Annotated in this window: 14 protein-coding genes; 3 read left to right on the plus strand and 11 right to left on the minus strand. The window is 71.7% G+C overall.

What is annotated here, in order from left to right; genetic code table 11:
• Positions 1–24: 24 nt before the first annotated feature.
• The 3 genes from ACZ7KF_RS24710 to ACZ7KF_RS24720 all read right to left on the minus strand — a co-directional run bounded on the left by ACZ7KF_RS24710 (position 25) and on the right by ACZ7KF_RS24720 (position 2,468).
• Complete coding sequence (locus tag ACZ7KF_RS24710) at positions 25–369, minus strand: hypothetical protein (protein ID WP_471078911.1); 345 nt, start codon at positions 367–369, stop codon at positions 25–27.
• 17 nt (positions 370–386) lie between these two features.
• The gene (locus ACZ7KF_RS24715) at positions 387–617 is read right to left on the minus strand and encodes a hypothetical protein (protein WP_471078914.1); all 231 of its coding nucleotides are present in this window, start codon (positions 615–617) and stop codon (positions 387–389) included.
• 375 nt (positions 618–992) lie between these two features.
• A complete protein-coding gene (locus tag ACZ7KF_RS24720; protein ID WP_471078917.1) occupies positions 993–2,468 on the minus strand; it encodes an aldehyde dehydrogenase in 1,476 nt (491 codons plus the stop codon).
• A 251-nt stretch (positions 2,469–2,719) separates the two neighbouring features.
• Here ACZ7KF_RS24720 and ACZ7KF_RS24725 point away from each other — a divergent pair, with 251 nt between their 5' ends.
• Positions 2,720–3,709 (plus strand): AraC family transcriptional regulator, encoded by a 990-nt coding sequence (locus tag ACZ7KF_RS24725; RefSeq protein WP_471078920.1) that lies wholly within the window; start codon positions 2,720–2,722, stop codon positions 3,707–3,709.
• Between the two features lie 85 nt (positions 3,710–3,794).
• Here the strand turns inward: ACZ7KF_RS24725 and ACZ7KF_RS24730 are convergent, their stop codons facing one another.
• From ACZ7KF_RS24730 to ACZ7KF_RS24740, 3 genes are read right to left on the minus strand one after another with little or no spacing between them, the layout of a single operon-like run.
• Entirely contained in the window at positions 3,795–5,222 is a 1,428-nt protein-coding gene (locus tag ACZ7KF_RS24730) for an MmgE/PrpD family protein (RefSeq protein ID WP_471078922.1), read from the minus strand.
• A gap of 52 nt (positions 5,223–5,274) precedes the next feature.
• Complete coding sequence (locus ACZ7KF_RS24735) at positions 5,275–6,771, minus strand: aldehyde dehydrogenase family protein (RefSeq protein WP_471078925.1); 1,497 nt, start codon at positions 6,769–6,771, stop codon at positions 5,275–5,277.
• Complete coding sequence (locus ACZ7KF_RS24740) at positions 6,764–8,278, minus strand: aldehyde dehydrogenase family protein (RefSeq protein WP_471078928.1); 1,515 nt, start codon at positions 8,276–8,278, stop codon at positions 6,764–6,766. Before ACZ7KF_RS24740 ends, ACZ7KF_RS24735 begins: the two co-directional genes overlap by 8 nt.
• A 326-nt stretch (positions 8,279–8,604) precedes the next feature.
• On the opposite strand from ACZ7KF_RS24740, the gene ACZ7KF_RS24745 reads away from it, so the two are divergent.
• Positions 8,605–9,945 carry an MFS transporter gene (locus ACZ7KF_RS24745; RefSeq protein WP_471078931.1) on the plus strand — a complete coding sequence of 447 codons (1,341 nt, stop codon included), beginning with the start codon at positions 8,605–8,607 and terminating at the stop codon, positions 9,943–9,945.
• An 86-nt stretch (positions 9,946–10,031) separates the two neighbouring features.
• On the opposite strand, the gene ACZ7KF_RS24750 is transcribed toward ACZ7KF_RS24745, so the two are convergent.
• Genes ACZ7KF_RS24750 through ACZ7KF_RS24765 form a run of 4 tightly spaced genes read right to left on the minus strand, consistent with a single transcriptional unit; the run spans position 10,032 to position 14,715 of the window.
• Positions 10,032–10,922, minus strand: a complete 891-nt coding sequence (locus tag ACZ7KF_RS24750) for an HpcH/HpaI aldolase/citrate lyase family protein (protein WP_471078934.1) — start codon at positions 10,920–10,922, stop codon at positions 10,032–10,034.
• 36 nt (positions 10,923–10,958) lie between these two features.
• Positions 10,959–11,750, minus strand: a complete 792-nt coding sequence (locus ACZ7KF_RS24755; RefSeq protein WP_471078937.1) for an enoyl-CoA hydratase/isomerase family protein — start codon at positions 11,748–11,750, stop codon at positions 10,959–10,961.
• A gap of 52 nt (positions 11,751–11,802) precedes the next feature.
• On the minus strand, positions 11,803–12,981 hold the full coding sequence (locus ACZ7KF_RS24760; protein WP_471078940.1) for an acyl-CoA dehydrogenase family protein: 1,179 nt from the start codon (positions 12,979–12,981) through the stop codon (positions 11,803–11,805).
• A gap of 6 nt (positions 12,982–12,987) precedes the next feature.
• On the minus strand, positions 12,988–14,715 hold the full coding sequence (locus ACZ7KF_RS24765) for a CoA-transferase (protein ID WP_471078943.1): 1,728 nt from the start codon (positions 14,713–14,715) through the stop codon (positions 12,988–12,990).
• Positions 14,716–14,926: 211 nt separating this feature from the next.
• On the opposite strand from ACZ7KF_RS24765, the gene ACZ7KF_RS24770 reads away from it, so the two are divergent.
• Positions 14,927–16,102 carry a CaiB/BaiF CoA transferase family protein gene (locus ACZ7KF_RS24770; RefSeq protein WP_471078946.1) on the plus strand — a complete coding sequence of 392 codons (1,176 nt, stop codon included), beginning with the start codon at positions 14,927–14,929 and terminating at the stop codon, positions 16,100–16,102.
• Between the two features lie 75 nt (positions 16,103–16,177).
• On the opposite strand, the gene ACZ7KF_RS24775 is transcribed toward ACZ7KF_RS24770, so the two are convergent.
• The gene (locus ACZ7KF_RS24775) at positions 16,178–17,302 is read right to left on the minus strand and encodes a CaiB/BaiF CoA transferase family protein (RefSeq protein ID WP_471078949.1); all 1,125 of its coding nucleotides are present in this window, start codon (positions 17,300–17,302) and stop codon (positions 16,178–16,180) included.
• Positions 17,303–17,462: the final 160 nt, after the last annotated feature.

The raw sequence follows: 17,462 nt of genomic DNA on the forward strand, positions 1-17,462 counted from the left end.
TCGCGCCTCCCTCTCAGCAAATACTTAAAATAAAATATCCGATCTGGTTATCAGCGGCAAGGTGCGCTCCGGGTCGCCACGGCGAGGTCGGCACCGTCGCGCGGGTCGCCGACCGTGTCCGCGACGGAGAACATCCGGTCCCGGCTTTCGTCGGGGCCGCGTCGTCGCCGGGCCGTCGATGACCGCCCTGCGCTCGGGGTCGACCCGCTCGTCGCAGTCCCGCGCGGCGCGCCGGGTGATGTCCTCGGCGCCTTCCTCGGCGTCGACGCCGAGGAAGGCGTCGCCGAGCCGGCTGGAGAACATGTCGACGCCGATGGTGTGGATGCCCGCCTTCTCGGTGGTGTCGCTCTGCCGGCTGGGGGCGCCCACCTCGGGGATGTGCAGGCTCAGGACGTCGACGGCGTGCCGGGCGAGACGAGACCGTTGATGAACTCGATCATCCTGTCGGTGCCGAAGTGGGCGTCGTGGGCGCGGAAGTCCGTGCCCGGGTTCCCGAAGCCGCGTTCCATCGAGCCGCCACCGGAGGACGCGGCGCCTCCGTCGACCGCGTATCCCGCGGCCGCCAGGAGAGCGGTCGCGGTCGCTCCCGCGAGCACGGCCACGGCCTTGTTCTTCACTTGTGTCTTCCCTTCGCCGGGTGCGAGCGGCAGCGCGCCGTGGCCGCGCCTCGGCAGGTGGCGGGGTACCGGCCGGGCGAGCGGCTCAGAACTCGATGACGGCCCTGCCCCGGGCGGCACCGGCTCGCACAGCGGCGAGCTGGGCGGCAGGCGACCCGGAGCAGTCCATCGCCGTGCGCACTCCCCCGCCCCCGGCCGGTTCCCGGACGGCCTCGACCGTGTCGGCCCGCCTCGAGTCGGTCGCGTGCGCGGCGCCGAACGCGGGAGCCGGCACGGGAACGTCGAACTCGACCGTCTCCGGCTCGTGGTTCCCGCGGAACGCGACTCCTCGCGCGGTGTCTCCTTCGTGCCCGTCCCGGGCTCTGAACGGGGATGTCAGGCAGGAGGCGACAGCGTGTCCGCGAGCGAGGCGGGCAGGCCGTACGACTTCAGCTCCACATACGCGTCGAAGCCCTCCAGGCCGGCCTCCCGGCCTATGCCGCTGCACTTGAAGCCACCGATCGGGGCGTGGAAGCCGACCCCGCAGCCGTTGAGTTCGACGGTCCCGGTGCGGATACGGCGGGCGACGGCCAGAGCGTGCTCGGGGTCCGCGGCGAACACCGATCCGTTCAGGCCGTAGTCCGAGTCGTTCGCGATGGCCACGGCCTCGTCCTCGTCGTCGAAGGCGAGGACGCCGAGGACCGGGCCGAAGATCTCCTCCCGCGCGATCCGCATGGACGGCCGGACGTCGGTGAAGACCGTCGGCTCGACGAACCAGCCTCGGTCGAGCCCGGCGGGGCGGCCACCGCCGACCAGCACCCTGGCCCCCTCCTGACGGCCCAGCTCGATGTACCCCTCCACACGTTCACGCTGGGCCGCGCTGACCACCGGGCCGACCTGGGTGGCCGGGTCGGCCGGGTCCCCGACGGTGAGAGATCCGACCATCTGCGCGAGCCGCTCGAGGAGTTCGGCCTGCCGGGAGCGTGCCACGACGATCCTCGTCTTGTTGCTGCACGCCTGCCCGTTGTTGCGCAGTGACAGCGCCTGGATCGAGGGGACGACGACGTCGAGATCGGCGTCGTCGAGGACCACGGCCGCCGACTTGCCGCCGAGCTCCAGCGTCACCCGGCGCAGGTCCTGGCCGCACAGCGCGGCGATGCGCCGCCCGGCCGCGGTGGATCCCGTGAACGACACCTTGTCCACGCCGCGGTGGGTGACGAGGTACTCGCTCACCTCCCGGTCCGCCGGGACGACGTTGACCACGCCCGCGGGCAGTCCGGTGTCCTGCAACATGTCGGCGAAGAGATACGTGTCGAGGGTGGCCTCGGGCGAGGGCTTGAGGACGACCGTGCAGCCCGCCAGCAGCGCCGGGACCAGCTTGAGCACCGTCACCAGCAGGGGCGCGTTCCACGGCACGACGGCGGCCACCACGCCGGCCGGCTCCCGGGTCACCAGCGCGTTGCCGGTGTTCGACCGGCGCACGGTGCTCCACTCGTAGCGCGGAGCGAGGTCGAGGAAGCTGTCGAGGAGCAGCTGGGCGCCGGTCGTCTGCATCGTCCTGGACAGCGAGATCGGGCATCCCATCTCCTGCGAGATGACGGCGGCCATCTCCTCGTGCCGGTCCGCCAGAACAGCCGCGAACCGACGCAGGACCTCCATCCGCTCCTTGAGCGGCATCCCGGGCCAGGGCCCCTGGTCGAACGCCTCGCGCGCGGCCGCGACGGCCCGGTCGACGTCCGCCCGGGACCCGGCGGGCACCCGCGCCAAGATCTCCTCGGTGAACGGCGAGATCACGTCGAGGGTCTCGCCGGTGGCGGGACCGACCCAGGAACCGCCGATGTAGAGCTGTGAGCAGGTGCCTTGCCAGACCATGAGGTGCTCCTTCAAGCCACTCCCCGCGCCACGGCTCTGCCGCGGGGATGCGCACCGCTGAGGCGGCGCCGGTGTCGACGCGGACACTACGGCCGCGTGAGGCGGGTCACTATCCCCGGGCCGTTCGGGAGCAGCCGCATTGCGAAGGAGTCAGGTCGCTCGTGCGAGTCTCCCGGCTTTTGTATATTTAATATTGCTGAGGGCGTGCACCGTGCTCAGACAGTCCGGAGACCCTGTGCGAGGAGGCCCAGTTGTCCGAGATCCAGGAACGGGCCGCGGTCGGGCGCCCCCTGCACATCAGCACCCGTGACCTCGACGTCGCACGCGAGCAGGGCAGCAGGAACTTCGCCCGGCACGAGATGCGGCTGGCCCTCGGCCACCGGCTCGACTTCCGCCTCGACGTCCCCCCGTCCTCGCGCGTCACGCTGGGGCGGCTGAGCTACGGCGCCGACACGAGGCTCACCGTGCCGCCGATGCGGCAGTGCTACCACGTCAACCTCCCGCTGAGCGGGCGCAGCTCCGCCGAGCAGGGCGGCTCCCGCGGCGAGGCCGCGGCCGGCCGGGCCGGGACGGTGTTCGTCCCCGACGCCCCGCTGCGGGTGGACTGGAGCCCGGACGCGCTGCAGTACGTGATCAGGTTCCCCCGGGAGCTCCTGGAGGCCCACGCCGCGAAGCTCGCCGGGCTCCGCTCGCCGGAGCGGATCCGCTTCGACCTGGCCTTCGACCTCGCGGGCGGGCCGGGGCAGGCGCTGATGGCGACCGTCGGCTTCATGTTCACGGAGCTGGCCCGCCCCGGCGGGCTCGCCGCCATGCCCACGGCCTGCCGGGAACTGGAGGCGGTCCTGATGACCCAGCTGCTCATGGCCTCGCCCCACCAGCTGAGCCCCGTGCTGCACGGCACCCCGCGGCCCACGCGGAGGTCGAAGGTCCGTCAGGTCATGGAATTCATCGACGAACACCCGGCGGCGGCGTCGGGCACGGCCGACCTCGCGGCCATGGTGGGGGTCGGCGCGCGGGCCCTCCAGCTCGGCTTCCAGGAGACCGTGGGCATGTCACCGACCACCTACCTGCGCAATGTCCGGCTCGACCGGGCGCACCGGGAGCTGGCCTCCGGCGTCGGGGGCTCGGTGACGGAGGTGGCCGCGCGCTGGGGCTTCTTCCATCCCAGCCGTTTCGCGCGCCAGTACCGGGAACGGTTCGGCGTGCTGCCCTCCGAGACGGCCCGCGGCACCCGCCCCTGAACGCTCCGGCCCGGTCCCGCCCTGCACCGGCGGGACCGGGCCGGAGCCGACACCGCCGGTCACGGACGGGCGGACGTCCCGTGCGTCAGCCGTCGGTGCGGCCGGTCAGCCTCATGACCCTCCCGAAGTCCTCGACGGTCTCCAGGTTCAGCACCAGCTCCACCAGACGGTCGATGTCCGGGCCCGCGAGGACACCCTCGGCGTGGCCGCGGAACTTGGCCACGAGTTCGTCCGTGGTCATGGTGGACTCCGGCTCCGGCGACTTGCTGCCCTTGGGGTAGCGGCGCTCCCCGACGAAGGTCGTGCCGCGTGCCTCGACCTCGATCTTCGCCGGCCGGCTGGCGGCGTGGCCGGAGAGCAGCTCCACGTAGTTGGGGTGGACCTCGTACGTGACCCTGTCCATCAGGCCCATGACGGAGTCGCCGAAGACCAGCTCGGGGTCCTGCCACGCCTTGGTGAGCGGCACCCGGTGCGCCCCGACGGCGAGGCCGTGCGCGATGCTGAACTGGGCGTCGTGCGGGCGCTCGATGGTGCGGTTGACCCACAGCGGCTGTTCGACGAAGCCCTCGACCCAGGCCTTGATCCCGTGGATCTCCTCCGGCTTGATGTCGTGGTCCGTCACGATCTCGGTGAGCGAGTCGAGCAGCGCGTGCAGGATGCGGCAGTGCGGATACGGCTTGAACGCCTGCTCGGCGGGGAAGCGCCAGTCGCTGCCGAGCCGGTCGGTGATGGCCTCCGGCTCCCAGCGGCTGGTGCCGATGAAGCGCGGGAACCCGAACTCGCGGTCGTCCAGCACGCGCAGATCGCCGCGGTGCCCCAGCTCGCCCATGTGCGACGCGGTCAGCGCCGCCTGGGTCAGCGCGCCGGCCAGCAGGTACTTGATGGTGGAGGTCGGGGCGTGCTCGCTCCAGGAGCGGAAGGAGTTGACCGGGGCGATGCTTCCGGCGATGCCGAGGGCGTGCGACAGGGTGCCGCGGTCCTGTCCCTTCAGCCTCCCCACGGCAGCCGTGGCGCCGAACACCGTGCTGCTGTAGCCGTAGACCGCCGGCGGGGTGACCTTGCCGTCCTTGAAGTCGCGCAGGTAGTCCATGGCCTTGCCGATGCGGTACGACATCTCGTGGGCGACGGCGACCGCGGTGATGAGGTCCTTGCCCGAGGCGCCCGCGCTCTCGCCGACCGCCAGCGCGCCGGGCAGCACGTACGGGGTCACGTGCCCCGGCGGCAGCACGGCGTCGGCGTCGAGGGTGTTGATCAGCTCGCCGTTGGCGAAGGCGGCGCCGAAGACCGAGACCCGGTCGCCGGCTCCGATGATCGTCGCGTCGCCGCCGGTCCCGCCCGTCAGGCGGCCGTACTCGATGCCGATGCGCCCCTTCGGCTCGTCGATCGCGCCCAGGGCGCAGCCGATCGAGTCCAGCACGATGCGCTTGCTCTCCTCGACGACGTCCGCCGGAAGCCGGGCGTAGTCGGCATCGGCGGTGAAGGCCGCCAGCTGCTCGACAAGGGTTTCGGTCATGTGTTCAGTCCTCTTCATCTTCATCGGCGATGGTCGGTGAGGGGGCGAGGGCTCAGAAGGCATGGGGCGCGGCGTCCGCGTACGGGAGCGGTACCGCACCGTGGTGCCAGACGGTGGTCCGGCCGCGGGTGTAGGTCTTCAGGACCTCGGCGCCGTTCTCCCGCCCGTAGCCGCTGTGCTTGTAGCCGCCGTACGGCGCGCTCGGGTGGATCGTCCGGTAGGTGTTGACCCACACCGTCCCGGCCTCCAGGCCGCGGGACAGGCGGTGGATGGCGGTCAGGTCGTCGCCCCAGATCTGGGCGGTCAGCCCGACGTCCAGGCCGTTGGCGCGGGCGAGCACCTCCTCCAGGTCGTCGTAGGCCAGCACACCGACGACCGGGCCGAAGATCTCCTCGCGCGCCGCGATGTTCGCGTCGTCCAGGTCGGCCAGGAGCGTCGGCTCGAAGAAGTGACCGTTCGCGTGGGCGCCGCTCATGCCGGGCCGCCGCCCGCCCGCCAGCAGGGTCGCGCCGCCCTCGACGGCCCGCCGGACCAGGTCCTCCACGCGGGCCACCTGGCCGCCGCTGACCACGGCGCCCATGTCGGACGACGGGGAGAACGGGTCGCCGGGCCGGATGCGCCGGGTGGCGGCGGCCATCCGCTCGGCCGCTTCGGCGGCGCGCCGACGCGGGACGAAGACGCGTGAACCGGCGGCGCAGCTCTGCCCGCACTTGACGAAATCGGAGTGCAGGAGGTGGGGAAGGACCCGGTCGAGGTCGGCGTCGTCCAGCAGGATGACGGCGTTCTTCCCGCCGAGTTCCATGCACAGGGGCTTGACGCCGTCCGCCGCGGCCCGGATCACGCTGCGGGCGCCCCGCAGACCGCCGGTGAAGGTCACCATGCCCACCTCGGGATGGCCCACCAGCGCCTCGCCGGTGACGTGGCCGCGGCCCGAGACGACGCTCACCACGCCGCGCGGCAGGCCCGCCTCAACCGCGAGTTCCGCCATGCGGAACGACGACAGGGGGCCGAGTTCGGGTGCCTTGAGCACGAAGCAGTTCCCGGTGGCGAGGGCGGGCGCCGCCTTCATCCCGAACATGAGCATGTTGCCGTTGAAGCTGTTGACGCCGGCCACGACCCCGTAGGGCTCCCGGGTGACGTGCGCGATCCGGTCGGGATGAGCCGCGACGCTCTGGCCCTCGATCTTGTCGGCCAGCCCGGCGAAGTACCGCAGCCACCGGGCGGCGCTCGCCACGTCGGCGGCGGACTCGCGGTAGAGGTGGCCCACGTCGGTCGACTCGATGCGGGCCAGCTCGTCCTGGTGTTCCATCAGGACGTCGGCCCAGCGCAGCAGCAGGCGGGCGCGTTCCAGCGGTTCGAGACCGCGCCACTGGGTGCGGTACGCCTCGGCCGCGCCGGTGACGACCGCGTCGACGAGCTCCTCGTCGGCCTCGCGCACCTCGGCGTAGGTCACGCCGGTCGCGGGGTTCTCCAGCGGCAGCCACTCCCCTCGGCCGGTACAGCTCCCGGCGGCGCCCACCGCCTCGACGCGGATCAGCTGGTCAGGCATGGTCGGGCCTTTCGGAGTCGGTGCCGGTCGCGATCCTCGTGAGGGACGGGATCCGCTCGCTCAGGGGGGCGAGGTCCCAGACGACCGCCTTGGTCCGGGTGTATTCGTCGAGGGCGTCGGGGCCTCCGGCCGCGCCGTACCCGCTGCCGCGCCAGGGCGTCATGGGGATCTCGGGCTGGAGTGCGTCATGGGTGTTGATCCACACGGTGCCGACGTCGAGCCGGCCGGCCAGGTCCTGTACGGCGCGTGCGTCGCGGCCCCATATCTGGGCGAGGGCGCCGGACCCGGTCGCGTTCGTCTCCGCCGCGGCCGCGGCGGGGTCCTCGAAGACCGACACGGTCAGGACCGGCCCGGCCACCCACCGCGCCCGCAGCGGGTTCGACGCGGTCGCGCCGGTGACCACGGTGGGCTGGAAGTACGCTCCCCCGTCGAACCCGGGCACCCGGCGGCCACCGGCGTGCACCCGCGCGCCCGCGGCGACGCCGGCCGCCACCGCCGCCGCCACCCGCTCACAGGCGTCCGGCGAGACCAGCGGCCCCATCTGCGCCTCGGCGGCGAGCGGCGGTCCGACCCGGATCCGCCGAGCCAGGGCCACGGCCGCCTCGACGAACGCCTCGTGGAGCGAGGCGTGGACGTACACATGGCCGACGGCGAACCAGTTCTGGCCGGCGCACGAGAAGCGGGAATGCAGGACGCACGGTACGGCGGCGTCGAGGTCGGCGCCGGCCAGGACGAAAGCGCTGTTGCGCGCCGCGAGGCCCACGGTGGGCGAGGCGACCTGCTCGGCCGACGCCCGGACGACCTCCCGGCCGTCCTCGGCCGAGCCGGTGAAGGCGGTCATGCCGACGGCCGGGTGACGGGCGAGACGGGCGTCCACCCCGTCCCGGCCGGTGAACGCCGCGACGGCCTCGACGCCCACGGTCTGCGCCAGGTGCGCCATCATGATCGGCCCGAGCGGGGCCACCGGGTCGGCCCGGAGGACGTAGCCGTTGCCGCACGCCAGCGCCGGCGCGGCCTGCCAGGCGAACAGGGACAGCGCCGAGTTCCAGGAGTTGAGGCCCGCGACCACTCCGTAGGGTTCGCGCACGGTGTGTCCCAGGTGGCCGGGGATGCCGCTGAGCACACGGCCGTCGACCTTGCCCACCAGTCCGGCGTAGTGACGGATGCAGGCCACGGCCCGGTCGACGTCCGCCGCGGCCTCCGGGCGCAGCGCCCCGGTCTCGCGGGCGACGAGTTCGGCGAGCCGATCACGGTTGGCGCCGAGTTCCCGCGCCCAGCACAGCATGGCCTCGGTGCGAGCGAAGGACGTCAGTGTCCGCCATCGGGCCGCGGCCTCGGCGACAGCGGCGACGGTGGTGTCGACGTCCTTCTCGCCGCAGTCGGCGACCCTGAGGAGGGGCTCGCCCGTCGTCACGTCGGCGACGGCGGTGTAGCGCCCCTCGGCCGGTGCGGCGAAGGCCGCGGACAGAGGTATGCCCACGGGGTCGACCAGTGGTGATGGATGCACGTCATTGGACCTTCCAGTGACAAAGAGCCCGGGTCGAACACACTCAAGGGGTCCGATCCCTCGGGCAATACATGATGGATGATATTTGCAGCTCGGGCGAATGTCACTGATCGACAGCCGACTCCCCCGCGGCCGCAGGATCCACGCCGCCGAAGACGGGCCTCCACATCACAGGACTGCAGTCAAATCGCCACAGGGGCTCGACATATTAAATTTCATGCATGATTCTCAAGCCGCTCGGGTGCGCCGCGAGCGGCTGCGGACGGCTGTCGCGAGGGCGCCCCCATGAGCCACGTCCCCATTCGCACATCCGTAAGAGGTGTCCCATGACGTCCTCGAACAGCACCGCGTCACCGCGCTCCATGCGACGCATCGCGCTCGCGAGCGGTACCGGCACGGTCATCGAGTACTACGACTTCTTCATCTTCGCGACGGCGGCCGCGCTGGTCTTCCCGAAGATCTTCTTCCCCGCGCTGGGCTCAGCCGCCGGCACCGTCGCCTCGTTCGCGACGCTCGGCGTCGCCTTCGTCGCCCGCCCGCTCGGTTCCATCCTGTTCGGCCACTTCGGCGACCGGCTCGGACGCAAGACGACCCTGGTGACAACGCTGATCATCATGGGTGCGGCAACCTTCCTCGTCGGCCTGATGCCGACGGCGGACCGGATCGGGGTGGCGGCTCCGGTGATCATCGTCGTCCTGCGCATTCTGCAGGGGCTCGCGGTCGGCGGCGAATGGACCGGCGCGACCCTTCTGGCCGCGGAGAACGCGCCCCGGGCCCGGCGCGGCTTCTGGTCGATGTTCGGAGCACTGGGCGGTTCGATCGGACTGGTCCTGGCCAACGCGACGTTCCTGCTCATCGACGCGACCATGAGCGAGTCCGCCTTCATGTCCTACGGCTGGCGGATACCGTTCCTGACCAGCTTCCTGCTCGTCCTCGTGGGCCTTCTCGTCCGGCTGAGGATCGATGAGACGGCGGTCTTCAGGAAGGAGGTCGACCGGGCCGGACAGGCCGCCGTGCCGTTCCTCGACGCGCTGCGGCGTCAGCCCCGGGAGATCGCCTTCGCCTCGGGCGTCCTGATGATGGTCTTCGCCTTCTACTACCTCGCGGTCGGCTACCTGCTCCACTTCGGAACGGCCGAGCTGCACCTCTCCAAGACCACCGTGCTCTCCGTCGGCATCCTGGCGGGTGTCGTGTTCGGCCTGGCCATCGTCCTCGGTGCGGCGTACTCGGACCGCGTGGGCCGGCGCCGGGTGATCGTGGCCGGGAACGCCGTCGCGGTCGTCTGGGCCCTGGTGCTGTTCCCCCTCATCGACTCCGCCTCCGTCCTCACCTTCGCGCTCGCCTCGTGCGTCACCACGTTCATCAGCGGCTTCGCGTACGGACCCGTCGGCGCCTTCATGCCCGAGCTGTTCCACACCCGGTACCGCTACACCGCGACGGGCTTCGCCTACAACGTGGCCGGTGTGCTCGGTGGCGCCGTCCCGCCGCTGATCGCGGCCCCGATCGTGGCGGCCTACGGCGGGCTGACCTTCGGCGCCCTGCTCGCCGTGCTGTGCCTGGTCGGCCTGGGCTGCACCCTTGCCCTCCGCGAGACCCGGCAGGTGTCGTTGGAGGATGCGGCCGACGAGGCGGATGACACCCTGACCGAGCAGTCCGGCGTCGTCTGACCCCGCGACGCGCCGCGAACGAACGGGCGCCGGCGCCTCTCCGGTTCCGGGGAGGCGCCGGCGCCCGGCCTCGTGCCGGCCGCTCGTCAGTCCCCGGCGATGGCGTCGGCGAGATCGATCACGCCCTGCGCCGTCTTCGCGTGCGCGAGGTCGATGTGCTGTCCCTCGAAGTCGACCGCCGCGCTGCCGTTCGCCTCGGCCTCGCGGAAGGCCGCGATCATGCGGCGGTAGTGGTCCACGGTCTCCGGGGAGGGCGTGAACACCTCGTTCGCGATCGCCACGTGCGAGGGGTGGATGAGAACGATGCCCCGATAGCCGAGACGGCGGTTGTCCTCGGCGAAGCGCCGGAAGCCGTCGAGGTCGGCGATGTCCTGCCAGACCCCGCTGACCGGGTGGTGCAGGCCGGCGGCGCGGGCGGCCAGGACGATGCGGCTGCGCAGATACAGCGTCTCCAAGCCCTCCGGGGTGAACTCGAAGCCCAGCTCCCGGCCGACGTCCGCGTTGGGACCGGTCGCGCCGAGCAGGCTGGAGACCCGCGGGCTGGCCGCCGCGATCTCCTCGCAGTGGGCCATCGACGTCGCGGTCTCGTAGCTGACGATCAGACCGACCGAACCCGCGTCGAGTCCCTCGCGCGCCTCGATGTGCGACACGACCGCGTCGATCCGGACGATCTCCTCGGCGTCGAACACCTTCGGCAGGAACAGGCCGCTCAGGCCGGCCGCGACGACCTCCTCCACATCGGCGCCGAACAGGCCGCTGTCGACGCTGTTGGGACGCACCCAGATGTCCGCGCGGACACCTTCGGCCCGCAGCCGCCCGATGGTCTCGCGAACCGTCTTCCTGGCATCGGCCTTGTCGGCGGCCGGCACGGAGTCCTCCAGGTCGAGGATGATCGCGTCGGCACCCGCGGCGATCGCCTTTGCGGCCCAGGTCGGCTTGTGCCCCGGGACGAACAACATGGAACGGTACGGCTTCATGGACAGGTCTCCTAGGCTTGAGAAACGAAATCCCGGTCAGAAACGGGGCTTGCGGCGCTCGCGGTGCGAGGCGAGCCCCTCGCGCACCTCGGGCCCGCCGAAGCCGTAGAACTCCAGAGCGAGTGAGGCGTCGAAGATGGCGCCGGCCACCTGCCGGTACCAGTTGTTCAGCGACTGCTTGGTCCAGCGGATCGCGCTCGGGGCGCCCAGCGCCAGCTCCTCGGCGATCTCGCGCGCGGTCGTGAGGAGGTCGTCCTCCTCGACGCACAGCGACACCAGCCCGATCCGCTCCGCCTCCTCGCCGGTCAGCGGGCGACAGGTCATCAGGTAGTACTTGGCCTTCGCCATTCCGCACAGCAGCGGCCAGCACACCGCCGCGTGGTCACCGGCGGCGACCCCGAGGCGGGTGTGACCGTCGATGATCTTCGCTGTCCGGCTCACCACGGACACGTCGGCGAGCACACCGGCCACCAGCCCGGCACCGACCGCGGGCCCGTGCATCGCCGAGACGATCGGCTTGGAGCAGTCGATGACGTTGTAGACCAGGTCCCGGGCCTCGCGCATCGTGCGAGTGCGGGTGTCGTAGTCGTTGGTGAGCTTCTCCACCAGGTCGAAGGACCCGCCCGCGGAGAAGCCCTTGCCCTCGCCCCGCAGCAGTACGGCCCTCACCGCGGGGTCGGCGTCGAACTCGCGCCAGATCTCGGCGAGGTCGGCGTGGGCCTCCTCGCTCACGGCGTTCAACTTGGGCGCGTCGAGCACGAGCTCGATCACCCCGGCCTCGTCCGGCCCCTCCACCCGCAGGTGGGCGAAGCGCTCATAGCGGCTCACGGTTGTCCCTTCGGTTGACATCTGCGTACACACGGGGCGGTTGCCCAGCGGGTCACGCGCCGCCGGCCCGCTCCCGACGCATCAGCTCGCGCCCGATGATCAGCTTCTGGATCTCGCTGGTGCCTTCGTACAGGCGCAGCAGGCGCGCGTCCCGGTAGATGCGTTCCACCGCGACCTCGCGCATGTAGCCGCTGCCGCCGTGCACCTGGACGGCGAGGTCGGCGGCGCGGCCGGCCGCCTCGGTGCAGAACAGCTTCGCCGCCGAGGGTGCGATGCGGCGGTCGGACCCGTCGAGGTACTGCCGCGCGGCGTCCCGAGCGAGCGCCTTGCCCGCCATCACGAGCGCCTGCTGCTCGGCGAGCATGGCCTGCACGAGCTGCCGGTCGCCGGTGGGCACGCCGCCCTGCCGGTTCTGGGCGGAGTAGCGGACCGACTCGTCGAGCGCCCGTTCGGCCAGGCCCGTCGCCAGGGCGGAGATGTGCACGCGGCCGCGGGCCAGCACGGTCATGGCCGCCCGGAAGCCCGTCTCCACCTCGCCGCTGATCAGGGCGTCGTGCCCGACGCGGACCTCATCGAAGTAGACGTCCGCGGTGGTGGCGCCCTCCTGGCCCATCTTGCGGTCCTTGGGGCCCACGGTCAGGCCCTTCGTCCCCGCGGGCACCAGGAACACCGCGATCTTGCCGTCCGCCTCGGTGCCCCGCACCCGGGCGAAGGCCACGAAGAGGTCCGCCAGGGGCGCGTTGGTGATGAACCGCTTCTGGCCGCTGATGGACCAGCCGTCCTCCGACCAGGTGGCGGTGGTGCGCATTCCGGACGGGTCCGAGCCGGCCTCCGGTTCGGTCAGGGCGAAGGACGCCAGGCACGCTCCCTCCGCCATCGGCTCCAGCCAGCGCTTCTTCTGCGCGTCGGTACCGAACCCCGCGATGACCTGGCCCGCGATGCCGTTGTTGGTGCCGAACAGGGACCGGAAGGCCAGCGCCGTGTAGCCGAACTCGAAGGCCAGCTCGACGTCCTGGGTGATGACGAGGCCCAGCCCTCCGTACTCCTGGGGCAGCGCGTAGCCGAACAGGCCCATCGCGGCGGCCTTGCTCCGCAGGTCGTCGGGGATGGCGTCGGCGTCCGCGATCTCCCGCTCGCGGGGCACGACCTCTTCCCTGATGAACTCCCGCACCTGCGCGCGGATCTGCGCGAAGTCCTCCGCGCTGACCGTTTCCTGAACGGTGGTGGACATCTCGGTCTACCTCTCTGTGGTGGAGCCTGTGGTCGGAGCAGGGGTGCGGGCGCGGCCGAGGAAGTACCCCTCCGGGTCGTAGGACCGCAGCTCCGCGACGTCGGCCGCCGTGGGCTCGCGCAGTTCCTCGAGGTGCGGGCTCATGGTCAGGTCCCATCCGCACCGGTCCTTGACGCGTGCCACCCGGTCGGCCAGCGGCTCGGGTCCGGGCGCGACATGCGTGAGGACGAGCTCGCCGTCCCGCATCGTCAGCACGCCGAGGTCCGTGACGACGGCGCGCACGCGCCGGCCGGGGCTGGTGACGTAACTGCACTTGTCGACGAAGCGCCGACGGCCCATCGTGCCGACCACCAGCACCTCGTCGGCGTTGGTGATGACGTCGTTGCCGCCCCCGGAACCGACGAGGTAGGGGCCGCCGTCGATCCGGGTGGTGTTGATGTCGCCCGCGCGGTCGATCTGGGCCGCGCCCACGCAGGCGATCGACCGGAAGAAGGAGCCGTTGACCAGGTTCCCGAGCACCTGCTCGGTGTCCAGCAGCATGGACGACGAGGGGAAGTTGTGGAAGCTGAAGATGAACGGATCGCCGGGGGTGGGTGTGTAGTCCCACAGCCCGAGTTCGGCGGCGAGAGCGACCTCGTGACCGGCCGCCTTGGCACGGCCGACGCCGACCCAGGCCGCGAGGTTGGCCAGTCCCGCACCGGCGAGCACGGTGTCGGCCGGCATCTCGGCCACACGGCGGGCGACCAGGTCGGCCAGCCATACCGCGGCCCGTTCGGCCCCGGTCGGCGGCTCCTCGTGCCGCTCCCGCGGGGGCGCGATCGGGGCCTTCGCGGCCCCGCGCACCAGGTCGGCCAACCGTTCGGGGCCGAGTTTCGCCAGGTACGCCTCGTGGTCGGCGGGTTCCAGGATCCACTCGCGCAGCCACGCGTCGAAGTCCGCTCCCCGGGTCGCCTCGCGGACGGAGATCCAGAAGGGGACGTCCTCCAGGTAGCCCTGCACGGGCAGCCGCGAGCCGGCGGGTCCGGGGTAGACGCCGCCGGGGTGCGCGCCGAAGGGTGCCTCCACGACGCCCAGGACCCGGTGCGCGGGGATCCGCACCAGGGTCGACCAGGGCCGCAGGTCGTCGACGACCTTCTCGACCGTGGCGATGACGCCGCGCCGTGAGGCGAGGGCGCCGACCACGCCTTCGAACATGGGGGGCGCGATCGCCAGGTTGCCCTGCCGGTCGGCCACGGCGGCGTGCACGAGGGTCACGTCCGGCACCAGCGGCGCGACCAGGCCGACCCGGCCGAAGACGGTGTCGACCTCCTGGTAGGCGTCGTTCCCGGCCATCGAGGAGTCCCGGACCGAGCCGGTCACGACGGCGGGGACGCCGGTGGCCGCGGCCCGCAGCCGCTGGATGTAGGTGAGGAAGGACCAGTTCTCGACGTCCACCGCGCCCGAGCCGTAGGCCTGCTGGAAGACGGGGTTGGGCGTGAAGACGGGGAACGAGTCGCCCGAGTACACGGTGACGACCTTCTTGAGGCATCCCGCGCGGAAGAGCACCGCCCCGAGCGAGGACAGGCTTGCCATGATCAGGGTGAACTCGGAGGGCTTCTCCCAGTGCTGGCGGGCGAGTTCCCGCACCAGTGCGCTCCAGCGGCTGTGCCCCATCATCACGTGGACGGCATCCCCCGGTCGGACGTACCGAGAGATCGCCTCGTCCAACCGGCAGAAGTCGACGGGTTCGGTCATCCAGGGCTCCCTACTTACCAACGGCTCAAGTTTCACATAAAATATATTCTCTAGCGAGTGCGATCAACGAGACACAGGTCACGACTGTCTCCGAGGGCCCGGCTCACGACCGGCAGAGGTACGCGTGAGCCACGGAAGCCTTGACATTTCCTGATCGTATATTTCACATGTTCCTAGTGGCCGGCCCGACGCCGGCGGAACGAGGTCACCGATGCAGCACAAGCCGCTGGACGGCATCCGGATCCTGGAACTCGGGGGCTACATCTCGGCGCCCTACGCCAGCTCACTGCTGTGCGCGCTGGGCGCGGAGGTGGTGAAGGTCGAGAAGCCGGGTACCGGCGAGGACTTCCGGCGTCACAAGAACGATCGCAGCCCGTACTTCATCCAGTACAACGCCGGCAAACGCAGCCTGGCGGTGGATCTGAAGACGCCGGAGGGCAGGGCGCTGGTGAAGGCCCTGGTCCCGCGCTTCGACGTGGTCCTGGAGAATCTGCGGGCCGGCAAACTCGCCGCGCTCGGGTTGGGCCCCGAGGAGTGCCGCGCGCTCCGGCCCGATCTGGTGTACGCCTCGGTCACCGGCTTCGGCAACGGCGGCCCGCTCGCCCAGCGCCCCGCCTACGACACCATCGGGCAGTCGTTCGGCGGCCTGTACTCCCTGCTGGGCGACGCCGGCGCCCCCCAGCTGTCCGGCACCATCCTCGCCGACCTGATCACCGGTGTCGCCACGGCCACCGGCATCCTCGCGGCCCTGATCGGCCGAAACGCCACCGGCGCCGGCCAGCACGTGGAGACCTCCGTCATGGAGGCCGTCAGCACGCTCACCGCCGACGCGGTCAGCCAGTACTTCGAAGACGGGGGCCAGGATCCCAGCAGGGAGAGCCGGCATCCGCAGGCGCAGAACTTCTGTCTCAAGACCGCCTCGGGCGAGGACATCGCCATCCACCTGTCGTCCTCGCAGAAGTTCTGGGACTGTCTGCTCCGGGCGATGGACCGCCACGACCTCGGCGAGGATCCGCGCTTCGCGACCTACCCGGAGCGCGAGCGCAACTACTTCACGCTCGTGGAGGTCGTGAAGGCCGAGTTCCTCACCCGGCCGGCGGCCGAGTGGGAGAAGCGGCTCACCGACGCGGACGTCCCGTTCGCCCCTGTCCTGACCATGTCGGGCGTCATGAGCCACCCGCAGACCCAGTGGCTGGAGCTGTTCGAGCCGGAGAACAACGGCGTCTCACTGCTGCGCCCGCCGTGGCGGTTCGCCGGAACCCGGCCCGACCGCGGAGGCGTCGCCCCACGCGTCGGCCGGCACACCCGTGAGATCGCCGGCGAGGTGTACGACGACGCCCGTGTCGAGGAGCTGCTCGCCGCCGGGGTCCTCTTCGCGGACGACTGACGAGGCCGGCCGCCGAGAACGGGGGGAGGGGGTACGGACGGTGTCCGTACCCCCTCCCCCCGTTCTCGGCGGGTCTCAGCCGCGCCCCGGGTTCCAGTACCGGATCAGCTGCCGCAGGTCCACGGGCTCGGGGCTAGGGGCGGCGGGCAGCCTCGCCTGCGTCCGGCTGAACCGCGGCGCCGGCGAGGGGTGCAGGACGTCGCCGACCCGCTGGAACATCCGCCGCCCGCGGTTGTGCGGATCGTCGGCCGCCTCGTCGAAGGAGAGCACCGGCGTCACGCACGCGTCGGTGCCGGCGTAGATCTCCGCCCACTCCGCCCGCGTCCTGGCCGCGATCGCCGCGGCGATGAGCTCGCGCAGCTTCGGCCAGGCGCTGCGGTCGTCCTGGGCCGGCCAGCCCGTGACGTCCACGCCGAGACGTGAGACGAACTCACGGTAGAAGTCCGGCTCCAGCGCGCCCACCGCGAGGTAGCGGCCGTCCGCGCACCGGTAGGTGTCGTAGAACGGGGCGCCGGAGTCGAGGTAGTTGGTGCCGGGCTCGTCGTCGTACAGGCCGGCGGCCCGCAGTCCCTGCAGCTTCGCCGTCAGCAGGGCCACGCCGTCGATCATCGCCGCGTCCACGACCTGGCCGCGCCCCGAGGTCCGTGCCTCCAGGACGGCGCACACGATGCCGTACGCGGCCATGGTCCCGCCGCCCGCGTAGTCGCCGAGCAGGTTGACGGGCGGCCTGGGCGCCTCACCGTGGCGGGCCATGGCGTGCAGCGCTCCGGACTGCGCGACGTAGTTGATGTCGTGGCCCGCCGTCCTCGCCATCGGTCCGCTCTGGCCGTAGCCGGTCAGCCGGGCGTAGACGACGGCGGGGTTGCGCTCCAGCACCGCCTCCGGCCCGAGACCGAGGCGTTCGGCCACGCCCGGGCGGTAGCCCTCGGCGAAGACGTCCGCGGCCTCGGCGAGCTGGAGCACCGACTCCACTCCGCCCGGGTCCTTGAGGTCGACGGCGACGGTGTCCACGCCGCGGTTGGCCAGGTCGTGCTCCGGCCGCATGCCGTCGGTCTGGCTGAGCTCCCGGGCCGGCCGGTGGACGGGCCGGGCCACCCGGACCACATGGGCGCCCATGTCGGCCAGGAGCATCCCCGCGAAGGGCACGGGGCCCATGCCGGCGAGCGTCACCACGCGCACACCGCTCAGCGGGCCGCTCATCCGCGGCCACCGGCGGGCACGCCGACCCGTTCCACACCACCGGCAAGGCCGTCGTCCCGTGTGCGGATCACCATCTCATGCATCTCGTCCTCGTCTTCTTGAGCGGTCACGGACGCCTCCGGCGCGGACCGGGGGCGGGTATCCCCCCGGTCCGCGCCGG

It is taken from the genome of Streptomyces sp. NPDC038200 (assembly GCF_055600785.1).